The following is a 17,346-nucleotide window of genomic DNA, read 5'->3' on the forward strand; positions in this document are numbered from 1 at the left end:
AACATGCCGAAAGTTAGAACTTTGGCCGTTTAATTCAGGATGGAGGGCAAGATAGAAGTCGTCAAGCAGCACACCCTTAAGGGGCATCGCGATTGTGTATACACCCTGACCGGCTCAGGCGCAGCGCAGCGCTTTTTTTCCGGTGCAGGCGACGGCATGGTGGTGACGTGGGATCTGAACGATCCCGAGAACGGCGAGCTGATTGCCAAGCTGCCCAATTCAGTCTATGCCCTGGCGTACCATCATGCCTCCGGCCAGTTGGTAGCGGGGCATAACTACGAAGGCATCCATTTGCTGGACTGGGAGAATAAAAAAGAGACCGGGTCGTTACAATTGACGAAGGCTGCCATCTTTGATATACAGCAATCCGGTGATTTTGTGTACGTCGGCACCGGCGATGGCACGATTTTAAAGGTACATGTGTCGTCACTCACCATCGTGGCCCGGCATCAGGCATCGGACAAAAGCGCGCGAACGATCAGTCTGAATCCGGTAAACGGTGATGTGGCGGTAGGGTACAGCGACGACAGCATTCGGATTTACGATCCTGCATTGCAGTTGAAGCACGAATGGAAGGCGCACGGAAAATCAGTATTCACCGTCCGGTACACATCCGACGGTCATTTTTTGCTGAGCGGTGCGCGTGATGCACGGTTGAAAATGTGGGATGTCCAGGCCCGATACGCGCAAGCGGCGGAGGTCGTAGCGCATATGTATGCGATAAATCACCTTGATTTTAGCCCGGATAACAAACATTTCGTAACTTGTAGCATGGATAAGTCCTTGAAAGTGTGGAGTATGGAAGAGTTGAAGCTGCTCAAGGTCATAGACCGGTCGCGGCATGCAGGGCATGGTACTTCCGTAAACAAAGTGTTATGGACACACCATCACAATCTGCTGCTCAGCGCAAGTGACGACCGTACAATATCAGTCTGGAACATCATTTTTTAAACTTATATACTTATGCGAGTAACACCACTTGAAATACGCCAGAAGACGTTCGAGAAGAACTTCCGGGGGTATCAGATCGATGAAGTTAACGGTTTTTTACAGACGCTTTCGCAGGAATGGGAACGCATCCAGGACGATAACAAAGAACTCCGCATTAAGCTCGAAGCCACCGAACGCGAAGTAAACAAACTGCGCGAAGTAGAGAGCTCGTTGTACAAGACCCTCAAGACTGCCGAAGACACCGGCGCCAACGTCATCGAGCAGGCACGCCTTTCTGCGGACCTTCACATGAAAGAAACGCAGATGCGGGCGGACGCCATTATGCACGAGGCTAAGACCAAGGCAAAAGATACCATCGAAGAATCCGACCAGCGCGCAAAAGAGATCGTAGCCGAAATGGAAGAACGTCTCAAGATGCTGGTAGAAAACTATAAGAAACTGGAGTCTTCACGCGAAGACCTGCTGGCCGACCTGAAGCGCCTGGGCAACGAGACCCTGGAGCGCGTAGAGCGTGCGCGGAATCACACCAAAGAGTTCGATGCCGACCAACACCTGGTGACGGCACGCCGCGAGGCCCGCAAAATTGCCTTCCCGAATAACTATGGCGAAAAGATCCTGCGCCCCGAACCGGTGGCGGCGATCACCCACATTCACACCGAGCAGATGATCAGCACCCAGCACGTTGTACAGCTGGTGGAGAAAGAGGTCGTGGTCGAGCCACAGCCCGTCGCCGTGCTGGTAGAGTCGGCACCGGTAGCTGTAGCGCCTGCCAGAAAGGTGCTGAAGTCTTTCTTTGACGAGATTGCATGATCGGACGTGTAGCGCTCGAGGGGCTCGAGTTCCATGCTTTTCACGGTGTATATCCCCATGAACGCGAATCGGGCAACTGGTTCGAAGTAGACGTCGTCGTGGATACCGATTTCAGTCAGGCCGCAGCCGAAGACGACCTGAACGGAACCGTTAATTACGAAACCCTTTTCCGGATCGTCCAGGAGGAAATGAACAAACCCTCCAAACTGCTGGAAACCGTCGTGGCCAAGATTGCCAACGACGTCTTACACACATGGTCGACTGCAAGCGCCGTGGAGGTGAAGCTCTCCAAGCTGAACCCACCCATTGGCGGCAAGTGCCGGCGATCGTCGGTTACCGTGATCCGTCGCCGCGGTGAATAACGGACTTTATTTTTCTTCTATGCGAACGTGTATCGCCTGCCTGCTCCTCCTGGTCATCACAACGACCCAGGCACAGGACAAACCTGCTTATAAACTGTTTACCCGGGAAGGCAAGGGAATAGACTATACCAAAATGATCAAAGCTCTCGCCAAGGCAGACATCGTGCTCGTAGGCGAGCTGCACGATAATTCTCTGGACCACTGGCTCGAGCTGCAGGTAGCCAAAGATCTTTATGCGCTACGCAACGACCTTGTGTTGGGCTTCGAAATGTTTGAGGCTGACGACCAGCTTGTACTGGACGAATATCTCACTGGTGTAATCGAAGAGCGCCACTTGCTGAACGAGGCCAAAGTGTGGGAAAACTATAAGACGGACTACAAGCCGCTGATCGAGTTTGCCAAAGAGAAGAAACTCCCAGCCATCGCTACAAACCCACCGCGCCGCTATGCCAACCTGGTATACCGCAAGGGCATCGAAGCGTTGCAGACCCTGCCGGAGGACGCAAAGAAATGGATCGCGCCACTGCCGATCGAGATTGATCTGACCTTGCCAGGCTACAAGAGCATGGGTGCCGCGGCAATGGGTGGGCACGGTGGTGTGCCGGCGAATGATAACATGGCGAAGTCGCAGGCCGTGAAGGATGCGACAATGGCGTATTTTATTCTTAAGAACCGGAAGGGGCTTTTGGTGCACTACCATGGAGCATACCACTCGAAGAATTTCGAAGGCATTGTCTGGTATTTAAAGAAGGCTGCGCCGGACGTGAAGATTGTAACGATCCACTCCGTGGAGCAAGCTTCGATCGATGATCTGGAAAATGAGAATCGTGGGGCGGCAGATTTTATTATTGCCATTCCGAAGGACATGACGAAAACGTATTAGTATTATCTTAATTTATAGGAAAAGCGGTAGTTGCTCACTGGCAACTACCGCTTTTTGTTTTGAGTCTACCCGCTAAGGAATAGCCGTTACATTGCGGCTTCTGGTGAGCGTCAGCGTGTTTTCATTTATAATTTCCATTTCGAGTTTAATCGTTGTTTCTGCAGCAACGGTTGGCACGGTGTAGCGCAAAATAAGGGTGTCGGCAGACTTCATTCTTGAAAAAGCCGCAATCTCCGCATATTGGCCTGAGTATACTTTTTCTCGGGGGGTGGCGCCCACAGTGGCATACATGTTTACTTCCTTTATACGGTCCTCCGTCCAGTACACCAGCTCCAGGGCCAGGTTGGAACCTCCGGTGTAACGCCAGGTGGTGTTGGTGGGATTGTTCAGGTTCGAGAACGTATTGGAGGATACCGGGTAGTAGCCTTTGCCGGATGTGGCATGGTCGAAGAGCACCTTGTCGTTGTCATCCTCTTCATAGCAAGCGGAAAGACTGACAAGAAGGATCAGGGTTGTTGTTAGCGTATGTATATTCATGATTGAATGCTTTTTAATCGTATATCGATAAATTATTCTTCCCACCACATTTTTATTTCCATAGTCTTGATATGCGGCGTGACGGATGCGCTGTTGCGGTTGATCTCGTCGAAGGGGTATAGCACGCGGCGGACAAACTCGTTGTTGAGGTTGCTGTTGTAATTGCCCGGTAGCTCCATGCCCCTGTACAACGTATCGTTGTATTGATGACGCCGCACGTCGACCCACGCTTCAGGGTTCAGGAACATGGCAATGTATTTCTCTTTTAAGATCAGCTCGAGTGTAAGATTGTCCTTGCCGACAGCGACCTCGTCGGTATTGGCGAGATACGCGGCGGGGTCGAGTCCCAGCTTGGCGAAGTGTGCGGTAATGCCGGCGATATAGGCATCATACGCTTCCTGCGTGGTACCAACAGAGGTGGTCGTACCGCCGTTTTGCAGAAAGCGTGCTTCGGCTTCGAGAAACCTGGCTTCGATCAGGGTAACCATCAGCAGCGGCGCTGTCTGGGCTGCGTACCAGGTGTTGACGCTTAGCCGGCTATTTCCGCCGGTAGCCAATCCATTGGTCAGTCCGCTATAGGTGGCAGCACCCTGATTGTCGAACATTTTCGGGAGACGGGGATCGATCACGTCGTAATAGGTGCCGTTCATCAGGCTAATGATCTGTTCCGATGGGCCCACGGTAAAGTTTCCGGTAGTGATGGGCGACGATACATTGTTATACCAGGGATTGCGGTTAACCGTGTTATATGTTAGTTGGAGATCTTCTGTCGCCAGGCTGATGCCTAGCGAAAGTGCCGCCAGGGCAGCCGACGTCGCTGCATTCTGATCGCGGTTCGTCAGGTGCATGGCATAGCGGGCCTTTAATGTATAGGCCACTTTTACCCAGTTCACGAGCTTTCCGCCAAAGATGAGATCGTCGGCCGCAGGTTTGAAAAGCGAAGTGGGTTGTTGCAGGTCGGCAATGGCCTCGTCGAGCAGTGTATTGATGGTTTGATAGATCTGCTCCTGGCTGTCATAGTCGGGTGTCAGGCCATTCTCGCCCTGAAAGGCATCGGAGAAAGGTACATCTTCCCAGGTATCGGTTGCTATACCAAGATTGATGGCCTGCAGAATCTTGCCGATGCCTGCATAATATGGCGAGCTCTGCTCTTCTGCCTGGTCAACCAAAACATCCAGGTTGGTAAGGGCTGTCAGGTAGATTCCGACCCACGTAGTGGCCATACGTGTCTCCTCGTAGGAATCGGTCCCCCCGGGGAAATACGACGCCAGGTGCTGCGTGAACTGGCCTGTAGTAAAGGCGGCCAGGTAATGGTTGTTACTGGTGGCGTCGATACAGGGCGCCAGCAGCGCCTCCAGCGTGACTGTTGGGGTACGGTTCGGATCGATATTCGTATCCAGGTAGTTGTCGCAGGCAGTGAGCAGAATAATGACCGTCAGCGCGCTGCTTATTTTTAGGGCAATGTTGTGCATCATATAGATTGATGGTTAGAGGTCAGAAATTGGCACTTACAGTAAAGGTCAGGCTGCGGGTCATGGGGATGTTCAGCCCCGTGTAACCGAGCGAATTGCTTCCCGAGCCATAGGAGCTACCCTCGGGGTCAAAGCCCTTGAAAGGTGTGAACAGCAACAGGTTGTTACCGGCGGCCGACAGTGTAAGCGAAGTAAGTGGTGTATTGGCCAGTACGCTTCGGCCAAACGTATACGAAAAGGTGGCGCTGCGCAGGCGCAGCCACGACGCATCTTGAAGAAGGACCTCCGCGACATCGGCATAACGCGCAGCCACCCGGTAATACGTATCGCCATCGATGCGCACCGACCGGGTGTTGGGCGAACCATCGGCGGTGACGCCCTGGAAGAGCACATCGATGTTGCGCGGTACGGTGCGCTCGTCCACACCGTTGCGTATGCGGTTGCGCATGCCGGTGTCGTAAGCATCACCCCCTTCCCGCATTTCGATCAGGAAAGACAACGACAGACCTTTCCAGCTTAGCGTATTTGTCAGGCCGCCCATCCAGTCGGGCAAGGCATTTCCTACTTTTACATAGGTATCGGTAAAAGCAGGATAACCGTCGGCATCGAGTATCAGCTCGCCCTGATCGTTTCGGCGATACGGACGGCCATAGAGATCGGCAATCGAACCGCCCCGCACAAACTTGTTGGCAATGCGATCATCCATAAACATGATCTCATTGATACCGGCGGGCATCGTGATAATCCTGTTCCGGTTGGCAGACCAGTTCAGCGAAACATCCCAGCTAAAATTACCGGTGCGCACCGGGGTGCCGGTAAGCAGGAGCTCGACACCCTGGTTGCGGATTTTACCGGCGTTCGTAACGTACAATGCCAGGCCCGATACATTGGTGACTGGTATCTCGGTAATTTGGTTCGTGCTCATGGCCCGGTAGTATGTAGCGTCGAGTGAAAGCCGGTTATTGAAGAATTTCAACTCCGCTCCCAGTTCAAGCGAGCGGGTTCTTTCAGGCTCAAGATTCGCTGCGCCATAGGTTGTACTTTGACGGAAACCGTTGACGCCATTGAACGGGAAACCAAGCGCCAGTTGGTAATACTGACCAATTTGATAGGCCTGTGCGTCTTTTCCTACCTCCGCCCAGGAAGCACGAATTTTGCCGTAGTTGAATGTAGGATTGGAACTCAGCCCCAGTGATTCTGTGAAGACATACCCGGCGCTGATCGACGGATAAAAGAAAGACCGGTTTTGTATCGGCAGCGTGGAGGAAAAGTCGTTACGCCCGGTAACACTGACGTACAACATGCTTTTATACTCCAGCTTGGCATCACCAAATACGCCGATCAGCCGCCGCACCAGGTCGGATTCCGTCGTAAACTTATTCGCGGTGTTGGTAAGATCGTAAAATCCTTTCATGCCAAACTTCTCACCTCGTACATTCAGCTGATTGGAGTGAATGTCAAGAACATTGTTCCCAACCATGATCGACCCTTTGAGATCTTCGCTGAACGAGTGCCGCGCGGTAAGCAGAAAATTCGAGTTGATTTCGCGATAAAGAAGCCGTTCTTCAACCATAAATCCCCCGGCGGCCGTAGAGATGTCAAGCCCCACGGGCGCAATGCGCACACGCTGGTCGCCATAATAATCCAGTCCAAGCTGATAGTCGGCCTCCAGCCAGTCGAGGATCTTTACGTTGGCGCCAGCATACGTGATAATGCGGTTCACATCGTCCTCCATCGTGCTGAATTCAGCCAGGTAACGCGGGTTATCGATGGTCGTACCCGCATAGCTTTTAATCGAACCGTCGGGATTGATATAGTCATTAACATCGGCCGATGTTGTGTGATAGTTGAGGGCACTCATGATCGATTTATCGCCTCCCTGTGGACGCAGACCACCGGAATTAGTATAGGTCACACCGCCTCGCAACGTTAGCCGGTCGGACAAGGTAGCGTTGCCGCTAAATCTTACCGACGTGCGCGCCCAGTCCGAGTTAGGAACAATGCCCTCCTGTTTCAAATGAGAAACAGACGTGAAGAAGTTGGCTTTGTCGTTTCCGCCGGAGACACTCAGGTTGTTGCTGAAGCGCGTGCCGGTCTGGAAGAAGTTCTTGAAATTGTCATACAGCACATCGTCTTCGGTAACGGATGGGCCGAACGTTTGAAACGGTGTTCCGGCACCCGGTACACCCATGCGTTTAACCCCGGACGCGCCCTCGCGGTACGCACGCTGAATGCCTGGAGTTTTATTGACCTCATCCCACCCTACAGAACCGGTATAAGAAATCTGCGGCTTGCCGGCCTTTCCTCGTTTGGTGGTGATCATGACCGCGCCATTGGAAGCGCGTAAGCCATAGAGCGCCGTCGCGGCGGGACCTTTCAAGACGTTGAGCGATTCGGTATCGTCGGGATTAATATCGATGGCGCGGTTGCTGAACGAGTACTGTTCGGTGCTGGTGGTTGCCACCGAACCCGAACTTGGCAGCACATTCGCGGCAATTGTTTCGTTGCTTATCGGCACGCCATCGATAACAAAAAGCGGTTGATTATTTTGCCCCGAGTTCAACGACGTAACACCCCGTATCAGAATGCTGGTACCAGCCCCCGGCGCGCCGCCGGAATTCTGAATGCGTACGCCTGCTACTTTACCCTGAAGCGCGGTGACAATATTCGTCGGCCGTGTATTCGCGAGCTCGGCGCCCTTCAATTCCTGCGCCGCGTACCCGAGCGCGCGCTTCTCTTGCTTGACACCGAGGGCCGTAACGACGACTTCCGACAGTGCCGTTACATCCACAGCAAGCTGTATGGCAACTGTTGTATTGCTGCCAACAGTAACTTCCTGACTCTTGTAGCCAATAAAGCTGATCGTCAAAACAGCGTCGGGAGGAACGTCGAGGGAGAAAGCACCCGCGGCATCCGTAATCGTTCCTCGGGTTGTTCCCTTTAACGAGACATTGACGCCAGGCATGGCGCCTCCGCTTTCAACATCTGTGACCGTACCAGTGATGGTGGTTGTCTGGGCATACACAGGCGAATACACTATCATCGCAAGGATGCCTGCTAGCAGTAGCAGTCTTTTCATGCTCATAGGATTTAGGTTAATGAAAGGGTTTGGACACAGGGTCCTTATGAAAGGTAAGGCCCTCGGTGCATGAATAGCAAGATGTGTAGAAGCACTTCCACAACAAATTTCACAACCTCAGAGCTGAAAACGTTTTAGGGAAATCACTGGAAATAAAAAAGGCTGCCATGCATGAACATAGCAACCCGTATGTATAGTCGTTGAAAGCTATGACTAAATTGCGCCATTAAATAAAGCGGGTTGCTATGTATCACATGGCAACCCGCTTAACTCGATTAAGAGTTTTGTTTATCCTTTCGACTTCGAAGAGGTATCAGGCAATTTAATACATCGAGCTAATTCATTTGCCCTGGCTAATTTCTCAGGGTCTATCATACTGGCAACGTCTAGTCCGTTCAAACGCTTATCAACTATGATTTTAATCTTTACTTCTGTATTGAAGATTTTCATGTTATAAAGTTACTTAATTCCTTCGTTTAATCAAAAAAGCCTGAAATCGGCGGCCACTTGTGAATGGCACGATTGTGTCGGATGCAATAATTCCGAAGATGTTAAATGTCTTCGATAGTTCTTTTAAATTGACCGTTATAATCATTCTATATAGACGCGTTCGCGATGCTGTACTCCCTTCAATTAATATCCACCTATCTGGGTATCGCATGGTGTAACGGTCAATAACTCCTGCAATTGTGGCCAATACCTTGTCGCGATCACCATTGTTTGTTATTACCTTATCATTGACTTTGCCGCTGTCCGGTTCGAGATCACCAAATGCCAGGTTAAAAACAGGTGGGTTGGATGTTTGAATAAAGACAATTCTTTTATGGACTGCCCCTCGGGGACCATTGCTGACAAAATCAAATGATGCATACTCTTCACCAACAGTGAAAAGTTGATACTTTCATATCTCATGGCAGCTAACGGATTTTAATTACTACAACGGGTTATGTCTTCTCTACGAATTTATCTATAGTTTATGCAGTTTTGGAACATTTAGAAATAATATTTTTTGGGGAAATAGCAGTATTAAAAAAAGAAATGGGCTGCTATGAAGAACATAACAACCCATTTCTTTTTTTTACTCTTAGTTTTTTTAGCTATACAGCTTGGTATAATATTCGTCTGCCATGCGTCCCGAGTCGAACATCGGCGACACGCCACTCATACTCGCTTTCATTATTCCACGCCACTTGGCCGGCTGCTCATAATACATTGGGATAATCTCATGCTCCAATAGGTCGAGCAGTGCATTTCCTTCCAGCTTGTCCTTTGATTCCGTTGTCAGCAAATCATTCGCCGTGGGAATGATAAACGCATTCTTGCCATGCTGCGCAAACTCCGGCACCCAACCATCCGGTATTGACACGTTGATCGAACCATTCATCGCAGCCGTCATACCTGACGTGCCCGAAGCCTCATGATACAGGCGTGGGTTGTTAAGCCAAAGGTCAGAGCCTTTTTTTAAGTGCCCAGATAACCAGAGCTCGTAGCCTGTTACCACTGTGCAGTTGGGCAGGTCTTTGGTCTTCCAGTATATTTCGTTGAAGATGTTGATGGCGTTGTAGTCCTCCGGGTAAGGCTTGCCGGCCCAGATAATCTGAATGGGATATTTGGCGTTCTGCGCAATGCGCAGGAAGCGATTATAGTCCGCCAGCAACAGGTTGGCGCGTTTGTACGCCGCGAAGCGACGGGCCCACACCATCGTCAATACATTCTCGTTGAAGAGCTTGCCGGTTTGGTTGGCGACGGTGCGGAAGAGTTTATACTTCAATTCCTTTTTACGCGCAATCAACGCCTGGTCGTTTCCTTCGGCCAGGGCCTTGTCCATTGCCGGATCGCTCCAGTATGTTTTGTTCTGGGCGTTGGTAATGGCAGTGATCTCACAGATGCTGCCGTAGTCGCCCCACATCTTGCGCGACACTTCGCCGTGCAGCTGCGATACGCCGTTGGCGCGGCGTGCCAGGCGCAACGCCGTCAGTGTATAATTTAATACGCCGTTCTCCGGCTGTACGTACTCGTCTACTTGCTTTTGCGTGAGGCCGTTGAAGAAGCTCATGCTATTGAGCAGCGGCACGCTGTGCTCTTCGTTGCCGGCTTTCTCGGGCGTGTGCGTGGTGAAGACCACGCGCTTTCGCACTTCCAGCAAGCTCTTGTATTTGTCGAGCAGGTAGAAACACAGCGGCAGGGCGTGGCCTTCGTTCATGTGGTAGATTTCTGTCTCGCGCTCCAGTACGTCCAGCAGCTTGGCGCCACCGATGCCCAGTAAGATGGACTGCGCAATGCGAGTCGTTTCGTTGGGGTCGTAGAGACGGTGGCTGATCGTTTGAGCCAGGTAGTCGTTCTCGGGAATGTCGGTGGTTAACAAAAACAACGGCACCGTGTTGAATACCTCGGGCTTGAGCAGATAAGCTTTTACGTATACCCGCGAACCGTGTATGGTGATGGGGAATACGATGTGCGTATCGATCAGGAAGTGATAGTCTTTGTCGCGGAAGTTCACGCGCAGCGTTTGATCCTGGTTGCGTTCCTGGTCGTAGTAACCTTTCTTCCACAGAATGCCGATACCGATCATGTTTTGTTTCAACTCGTAGCCGCTGCGCAGGTGCGAACCGGCCAGGAAACCGAGACCGCCGCTATAGATCTTCAGGGGCTGGTCTACGGCAAACTCCATGGAGAAGTACGCGACGGGCTTTTTGTAACGCTCGTCAAAGGCATATGGGAATAGATCCGTCAATTTCGTCATGGGTGGTACGCTTCTATTAGGTGTAGAAACGACAAACTAATAAAACGTAGCGTAAACAGTTTCAGGAATTTTGGGTGGGACCTTACACGCGATCGTTGCAAACGATTGATTCGCCTGTCAAGAGGCTTTTGTTATTTTAACAGAAAGAGAGACGATTAAGGCTGCACGTTGCTGTGGAGTGGAATTACCACAAGTGCCTGACGGGGGCCTATGTCCTTAGATTTGTTCTTGCCGCCTTGCCCGTAAGCATGTGTGAGACTTTGGAGTTCGTATTATCTCCAAAGTCCCACACGTACGCTAAGGCATGCTGCGAGATTTCGAAATTCTATGTCGAGGTATAATGCCAGCTAACACTGGCAGGGGAGTCCTCCAATGACGATCAGTTCTAACTGCCAAATGAGCGGCGTATAGGGGGGGATGCCATGAACTGAGCTGGCGCCAAACCCCTCGCAAGAGTTATAGAAGAAGTTAATCTTACCGCCTTCGCCAACAAGTTTGATAGCTTCGATAATTTCCGGTGAAAAACGACCATATTCTTCGTACCTGGGTTCGCGGGTGGTAGCAAAGGCGACTGTGCCGTCGAGGTAATAGAAGACTTGCTGGGTCATCACGCGTTGGCTCAAATTGTCTGTTACTCTTTTTTCGTTTCCGGTTTCTGCAATAACATATTGCGGTCCGACCTCAATATTGCCAAGCGGGGTAATGTTGTTTTCTTCGAAATATTCATCAAAGATTTCCTGGTCTTTTCCCTTCCAGTGGTCACCGCAGGGGTCCATGTAGGGAATCTCCACGGCTTGTGTTACGCGGTCGATCTCTCCGTCCTCGTTGGTGATCTCCAATTCAATGTTATAAGTGCCCGCTGCATCAAAATGATACTCCAGCACTGGCGATGTAACATAGTTTCCTTCAATATGCCAGCGCAGGGACTCCGCATGTTTGGAGGTGCTGGTGAACGTGGCATAAAGGGGTTTGTTTTCGGGATCCTGCTCTACCATAAAACTGGCTTTAGGCTCATCGTCGACACAGGAAGAGAGTGACACAATCAAAAATAAAAATGCAAGGTGCGGTAGCTTGTTAACTGGTATCATGTGTTGAATTTGATTACTATGGCTAGCGAGGGACTTGTTGCAAAGATAACTTTATTTTCAGAACGTTGTTGACGCTACATATAACGTGCCACGCTCGTAAAAAGATGTGTGTAGGGGTGGAAAAATTTATTTAGGGAGCGCCTTTAGTAGTTCCCCTAATGAATAGTATAGATTCGTTGCGGTACCCCGGCGCAGTTGCCAGGCGGGGCGGTCACCTGGTTCAATCGTAAGGGTGACATCGGTAGGGGTGGACGCCGCGATGTTATAGCCATTCCGCTCGAGCGCGTTACGGGTCCAACGGTATAGATATCCCTCGCCGTGCAGGGCCACGGTCTTGTTACGGAAGGCAGTATGGTATATTTGACCCGTTTTGAGGTCGTAGCCTTTTAGTTGAAAGATCTCATCGAGGGTGCCTTGCAATACCAGGTCTTCCGGTAGACCGGTAAGAAGTGTTTTGTCTTTGCCGGCAACCCACAGGATGTCGGCCGTTTGCAGCGCCAGGTCCAGTTCATGGGTGGCGACCAGTATTGCTTTGCCGGTTTCGCGTGCCAGCCGTTGCAGCAGCTTCATGATCTCGACGCGGTTGTTGAGGTCGAGGTGGGCCGTGGGCTCGTCGAGGAGGATGACCGCCGTATCTTGTGCCAGGGCGCGCGCAATCATTACCAGTTGTAACTGACCGTCGCTGAGCTCGTATAGTTTTTTGTGCGTAAAGCCGTGAATGCGTGTTTGGGAGATCGCCTGGCCAATGATTTTTTTATCTTCTTCGCGCAAGCGCATGTTCCAGTCCAGGTACGGATAGCGTCCGAAGGTGACGAGCTCGTATACCGTCATGTTCACGCCGGCGATCTTCTCCGTCAGGACCACTGCCACCTGGTGCTCCGGCGGCATACCCGGGCCTCCCTCCAGGGTAACGCTGCCGGCGAGCGGACGTTGTAACCCGGCCAGGGTACGCATCAGCGTAGACTTGCCCACTCCGTTTGGCCCCATTAGACAGACGAGCTCACCCGCATGCAGCGTAAGCGACATGTTTTCCAGCAGGTGCAGCACAGGGTTGTTGTAGCCGGTGGACAGGGCGTGTGTTTGGAGCGCTATGGTCGGTGTGTCGGGAGACATAATAATTTAAGGAAGCATGCGGGGATGACGAAGAATAACCCAGATCACCACGGGCGCCCCAATCAACGCAGTCACGGCATTGATGGGCAACACCTGCGTACTGCCCGGCAGTTGCGCCAGCACATCGCAGAACAACATCAGCGCGGCGCCGCCCGCCATGGACGCCGGAATGAGAATCTTATGATCGCTGGTGCGGATCAACAGCTTCACCAAATGCGGCACCGCCAGGCCTACAAAGCCAATGGGACCGCAAAATGCCGTCACACCGCCCGTCAGGATACACGTGGACAGGATAATGATCATGCGCGAGCGTTTAATTGGCACGCCCAGGCTTTGCGCGTAATGCTGGCCCAGCAGCCAGGCGTTCAGCGCCTTGGCCGATCGTATGGCGAGGAACGTGCCGGCAGCCAGGGTGGCGGTGAGCACGGCAATTTCCGGCCAGTTCAAGCTGCCCAGGCTGCCAAAGGTCCATACAATATAGATCTGCATTTCCTCGGCTTTGCTCACAAATTGAAGAATTCCCACGAACGACGACACCGCGGCGCTGATCATCATGCCCACGAGCAGCAGCGAAACATTGTCGCGCAGGCGCTGGGCAATGGCGAGCATGATAACAACAACGGCAAAGCAGCCTCCGCTGGCCACCAGGGCGGTTGTCCACGGCGAAGGCTCATATAATAGACGGATGCCGGCGGCCTGCCCCATAAAGATCAGGGCGACGGCCAGGCTGGCGCCGGCGCTGAGGCCGAGCACATCGGGGCCTGCCAGGGCGTTTCGGAAAAGCGTTTGCATTTGCAGGCCTGCCAGGGCCAGGCCGCCGCCGGCTAAAAGGCAGGTGAGGGCCTTTGTCAGGCGGAAATTCCAAACAATGTCTGCCCAAACAGGCTCGGTCGCATCGCCGCCGGCAAGAATGGTCAGGATTTGTCCAAAAGGAATTCGCACACTGCCTAACGAGAGGCTAAACCCGAAAAGTAGGGTAAGAAGCAGCGGTAGGAGGAGCCAGCGGTTGCGGTTCATGTGGGGGATTCGGCTGCAAAATAGTAAATGTCAACCGAGTCTACGGCCCGAGACGGGCCTAAGACCGCGCCAGGCTCATTTCGAGGGTACTTCATGTATGCTTTAAGTATACTCTAAGTATACTTTATGTATACTTTAAGTCTGCTTTTGCCGTGCCTTTGATATACGTGCCTTTAGGTTAAGGCGTTGGAGTGGAAAGCAGGGATGTCTCCGAGTATAGCCAGTGTTGAGTCAGAGTTTAGTCAGAGATAAGCCGGTACTAAAAGGACTGGGATATGGACGGGATAGTTCAATAAATGCCTTCTTACAAATTATATTTGGGATGCCAGAAGGGCTTTTTCACGCAGCCAGGCCACAAAAGTGTCGATTTTGAAGAAATGCGGGTTAGGTTCGTCCGTATTCGGCAGACAATATTCCTGCCCGATATTCTTTTTCCAAGGTTTTTTTGTACTTTTGCCGCCCCGCAAAGCAGGAATGCAGTAATGGGAACTCGGTACTTGGGGTCAAATTCCCCAAAAATATTGAAGGGTGAATTTGGTAACTCCCCTATAGTTCCTATCTTTGCAGTCCTTTTTGCGACAAGAGTTCAAAAAGTCCTGAAAAACAGCATAAAACGGTTTCAACCATGCCTGGAATTATAGGAAAGAAAATAGGAATGACTAGCATATTCGGCCCAGAGGGTGAGAATATCGCATGCACAGTAATCGAGGCTGGCCCTTGTGTAGTAACACAAGTGAAGAATGAAGAGACAGACGGATATCGTGCCGTTCAACTTGCTTTCGGTGAGAAAAAAGAGAAAAACTCGACCAAAGCAGAAATTGGCCACTTCAAAAAAGCCAGTACCACCCCGAAAAAAGAGGTAGTTGAATTTCGCGATTTCAAAGCTGAGTTTGAAGGCTTGGTTGAGCTCGGTAAAGAGCTGCGTATTCAAGACATTTTTGTTGTCGGAGATTTTATCGATGCCGTCGGCACATCGAAAGGCCGCGGTTTTCAAGGTGTTGTAAAGCGTCACGGTTTCGCTGGTGTCGGTGGTGCAACCCACGGTCAGCACGATCGTCTGCGCGCTCCCGGTTCAATGGGTAACGCCTCGTTCGCATCACGCGTACCGAAAGGCAAGCGTCTTCCGGGCCGTATGGGTGGCGCTCAGGTAAAACTGAGCAACCTGCAGGTAGTAAAGATCCTTCCTGAGCAAAATCTGATCGTTATCAGCGGCTCCCTTCCGGGCCCTAAAAATTCAACTGTAATCCTTCAGAAATAATGGAAGTAGCAGTCATCAAATCCAGCGGCGAGAAGACCAGCAAGAATATCAATCTTCCTGAGACTGTCTTCGGCATCGAGCCGAACGACCACGCCATCTACTTAGACGTAAAGAGCTATCTGGCCAACCAACGTCAGGGTACGCATAAATCAAAGCAGCGTAACGAAATCTCCGGTTCAAGCAAAAAGCTGAAGAAGCAAAAAGGCACCGGTGGAGCTCGTGCGGGTAACATCAAGAACCCTCAGTTCAAAGGTGGTGGACGGATTTTCGGTCCTCAACCCCGTGACTACTCGTTCAAGTTGAACAAGAAAGTAAAAGACCTGGCACGTAAGTCAGCGTTGACATACAAAGCGAAAGATAACTCAATCGCTATCCTTGAAGATTTCTCTTTCGAGGCTCCGAAGACCAAGCAATATCTGTCGCTCCTGGCAGCATTGTCACTGTCCGATAAGAAGACGCTCCTCGTACTTCCGGAAGTTAATAAGAACGTAGTTCTTTCCGGTAGAAACATCCAGAACACAAAAATTACCACAGCCGATCAGATCAACACATACGATGTGATGAACGCTGACAGCGTGATCTTTGTCGAGAGCTCGATTACTAAAGTTGAGAACTTATTAAATAAAGCATAATGAGTATCCTGAAGAGGCCATTGGTAACGGAGAAAGTTTCTGCCCTGAACGAAAAAGGTAAATACGGCTTTGTCGTGGATGCTGACGCTAACAAGGTAGAGATCAAGAAGGCCGTTGAAAAACAATATGGCGTAAACGTAGAGAAAGTAAATACCATGAATGTAATGGGTAAGAAAAAGACCCGCTACACCAAAACAGGTATCCTTTCCGGTCGCCGCCCCAGCTACAAGAAAGCTGTGGTGACCCTTGCACAAGGCGAAGTAATAGATTTTTATAGCAACGTATAATTTTTGAGCCATGGCGTTGAAGAAACTTAAACCAGTAACGGCCGGTACGCGTCATAGACTCGCGCCCTCGTTCGATGACATTACTGCATCGAAGCCGGAGAAGTCGCTGGTAAAAACGATAAAGAAGACCGGTGGACGTAACAGCAATGGCAAAATGTCCATGCGCTACATCGGTGGTGGCCACAAGCAAAAAGGAAGAGAGATCGACTTCAAACGTAACAAGGCGGGTGTTCCTGCCACGGTGAAGTCTATCGAGTACGATCCGACGCGTACAGCGCGTATCGCCCTGCTTTACTATGCTGATGGTTTTAAGACATATATCCTTGCTCCGGACGGCCTGAAAGCAGGTCAGCAAGTTATCTCGGGTGCTGATGTAGCTCCTGAAGTAGGTAACGCGCTGCCGCTGGCAAAGATTCCGGTTGGTACAATCGTACACAACGTTGAGCTGAAGCCAGGTAGAGGCGGTGCAATCGCCCGTTCTGCCGGTACCTTCGTGCAGCTGCTGGCCCGTGAAAACGGTATGGCTACGCTGAAGATGCCTTCTGGCGAGATGCGTAACGTGATGGACGTATGTATGGCAACAGTAGGTGCTACTTCAAACGCTGACCACATGAACGAAAGTGTTGGTAAAGCTGGTCGTAGCCGCTGGAGAGGTATCCGCCCCCGCACACGTGCAGTAGCGATGAACCCTGTCGATCACCCGATGGGTGGTGGTGAAGGTCGTGCTTCTGGTGGTCACCCGCGCTCACGCAACGGTCTCTATACAAAAGGTAAGAAGACTCGTCATCCGAAGAAATATTCCGATCGTCTAATCATATCTAGAAGGAAAAAATAATGGGACGCTCAATTAAGAAAGGTCCGTACTGCGACAACCGTCTGATGAAGAAGGTTGAGACGGCAGAGAAGTCAGGTAAAAAGTCTGTGATCAAGACCTGGTCACGTCGCTCGACAATCACACCTGACCTTATCGGCAATACCTTCGCGGTACATAATGGAAATAAATTCATTCCTGTTTATGTAACGGAGAATATGGTAGGTCACAAGCTTGGCGAATTCGCCCCGACCCGCACGTTCCGTGGTCACTCAGGAAACAAGAAAGATAACGCTAGGTAAT

Annotated in this window: 16 protein-coding genes and 1 pseudogene; 9 read left to right on the forward strand and 8 right to left on the reverse strand. The window is 51.2% G+C overall.

Features of this window, described 5'->3' with window-relative positions; all coding sequences use genetic code 11:
* Positions 1–39 precede the first annotated feature (39 nt).
* From K7P01_RS17035 to K7P01_RS17050, 4 genes are read left to right on the forward strand one after another with little or no spacing between them, the layout of a single operon-like run.
* Positions 40–951, forward strand: coding sequence for a WD40 repeat domain-containing protein (locus K7P01_RS17035; RefSeq protein ID WP_267295179.1), 912 nt, complete (start codon positions 40–42; stop codon positions 949–951).
* A 12-nt stretch (positions 952–963) separates the two neighbouring features.
* Positions 964–1,761 carry a DivIVA domain-containing protein gene (locus K7P01_RS17040; RefSeq protein ID WP_267295181.1) on the forward strand — a complete coding sequence of 266 codons (798 nt, stop codon included), beginning with the start codon at positions 964–966 and terminating at the stop codon, positions 1,759–1,761.
* A complete protein-coding gene (gene folB / locus K7P01_RS17045; protein ID WP_267295183.1) occupies positions 1,758–2,123 on the forward strand; it encodes a dihydroneopterin aldolase in 366 nt (121 codons plus the stop codon). Before K7P01_RS17040 ends, folB begins: the two co-directional genes overlap by 4 nt.
* Positions 2,124–2,142: 19 nt before the next feature.
* A complete protein-coding gene (locus K7P01_RS17050; protein ID WP_267295185.1) occupies positions 2,143–3,006 on the forward strand; it encodes a ChaN family lipoprotein in 864 nt (287 codons plus the stop codon).
* A gap of 72 nt (positions 3,007–3,078) precedes the next feature.
* Here the strand turns inward: K7P01_RS17050 and K7P01_RS17055 are convergent, their stop codons facing one another.
* From K7P01_RS17055 to K7P01_RS17085, 8 genes and pseudogenes are all read right to left on the reverse strand, one after another.
* The gene (locus tag K7P01_RS17055; protein ID WP_267295187.1) at positions 3,079–3,543 is read right to left on the reverse strand and encodes a hypothetical protein; all 465 of its coding nucleotides are present in this window, start codon (positions 3,541–3,543) and stop codon (positions 3,079–3,081) included.
* Between the two features lie 32 nt (positions 3,544–3,575).
* Positions 3,576–5,018, reverse strand: a complete 1,443-nt coding sequence (locus K7P01_RS17060; RefSeq protein WP_267295189.1) for a SusD/RagB family nutrient-binding outer membrane lipoprotein — start codon at positions 5,016–5,018, stop codon at positions 3,576–3,578.
* Positions 5,019–5,037: 19 nt separating this feature from the next.
* Positions 5,038–8,094, reverse strand: a complete 3,057-nt coding sequence (locus K7P01_RS17065; protein WP_267295191.1) for a SusC/RagA family TonB-linked outer membrane protein — start codon at positions 8,092–8,094, stop codon at positions 5,038–5,040.
* 463 nt (positions 8,095–8,557) lie between these two features.
* A pseudogene (locus tag K7P01_RS32155) lies at positions 8,558–8,971 on the reverse strand (DUF6934 family protein); the annotation flags it as partial.
* A 216-nt stretch (positions 8,972–9,187) separates the two neighbouring features.
* Positions 9,188–10,837, reverse strand: a complete 1,650-nt coding sequence (gene glgP, locus K7P01_RS17070) for an alpha-glucan family phosphorylase (protein WP_267295193.1) — start codon at positions 10,835–10,837, stop codon at positions 9,188–9,190.
* A gap of 347 nt (positions 10,838–11,184) precedes the next feature.
* The gene (locus tag K7P01_RS17075) at positions 11,185–11,925 is read right to left on the reverse strand and encodes a hypothetical protein (protein ID WP_267295195.1); all 741 of its coding nucleotides are present in this window, start codon (positions 11,923–11,925) and stop codon (positions 11,185–11,187) included.
* A 126-nt stretch (positions 11,926–12,051) separates the two neighbouring features.
* The gene (locus K7P01_RS17080; protein ID WP_267295197.1) at positions 12,052–13,038 is read right to left on the reverse strand and encodes an ABC transporter ATP-binding protein; all 987 of its coding nucleotides are present in this window, start codon (positions 13,036–13,038) and stop codon (positions 12,052–12,054) included.
* A 6-nt stretch (positions 13,039–13,044) separates the two neighbouring features.
* Positions 13,045–14,055: a FecCD family ABC transporter permease gene (locus K7P01_RS17085; protein ID WP_267295199.1), complete on the reverse strand. Its 1,011-nt coding sequence runs from the start codon at positions 14,053–14,055 to the stop codon at positions 13,045–13,047.
* A gap of 625 nt (positions 14,056–14,680) precedes the next feature.
* Here K7P01_RS17085 and rplC point away from each other — a divergent pair.
* Genes rplC through rpsS form a run of 5 tightly spaced genes read left to right on the forward strand, consistent with a single transcriptional unit; the run spans position 14,681 to position 17,345 of the window.
* On the forward strand, positions 14,681–15,313 hold the full coding sequence (gene rplC / locus K7P01_RS17090; protein ID WP_267295201.1) for a 50S ribosomal protein L3: 633 nt from the start codon (positions 14,681–14,683) through the stop codon (positions 15,311–15,313).
* On the forward strand, positions 15,313–15,945 hold the full coding sequence (rplD, locus tag K7P01_RS17095) for a 50S ribosomal protein L4 (protein WP_267295203.1): 633 nt from the start codon (positions 15,313–15,315) through the stop codon (positions 15,943–15,945). The genes rplC and rplD overlap by 1 nt, the downstream gene beginning before the upstream one ends.
* Complete coding sequence (rplW, locus tag K7P01_RS17100; protein WP_254086427.1) at positions 15,945–16,232, forward strand: 50S ribosomal protein L23; 288 nt, start codon at positions 15,945–15,947, stop codon at positions 16,230–16,232. Before rplD ends, rplW begins: the two co-directional genes overlap by 1 nt.
* A gap of 10 nt (positions 16,233–16,242) precedes the next feature.
* Positions 16,243–17,067 carry a 50S ribosomal protein L2 gene (gene rplB, locus K7P01_RS17105; protein ID WP_267295205.1) on the forward strand — a complete coding sequence of 275 codons (825 nt, stop codon included), beginning with the start codon at positions 16,243–16,245 and terminating at the stop codon, positions 17,065–17,067.
* Positions 17,067–17,345: a 30S ribosomal protein S19 gene (gene rpsS / locus K7P01_RS17110; RefSeq protein WP_254086429.1), complete on the forward strand. Its 279-nt coding sequence runs from the start codon at positions 17,067–17,069 to the stop codon at positions 17,343–17,345. The genes rplB and rpsS overlap by 1 nt, the downstream gene beginning before the upstream one ends.
* Position 17,346 lies beyond the last annotated feature (1 nt).

The sequence above is a fragment of the Parachryseolinea silvisoli genome, from assembly GCF_021190955.1.
Lineage (GTDB): Bacteria > Bacteroidota > Bacteroidia > Cytophagales > Cyclobacteriaceae > Ohtaekwangia > Ohtaekwangia silvisoli.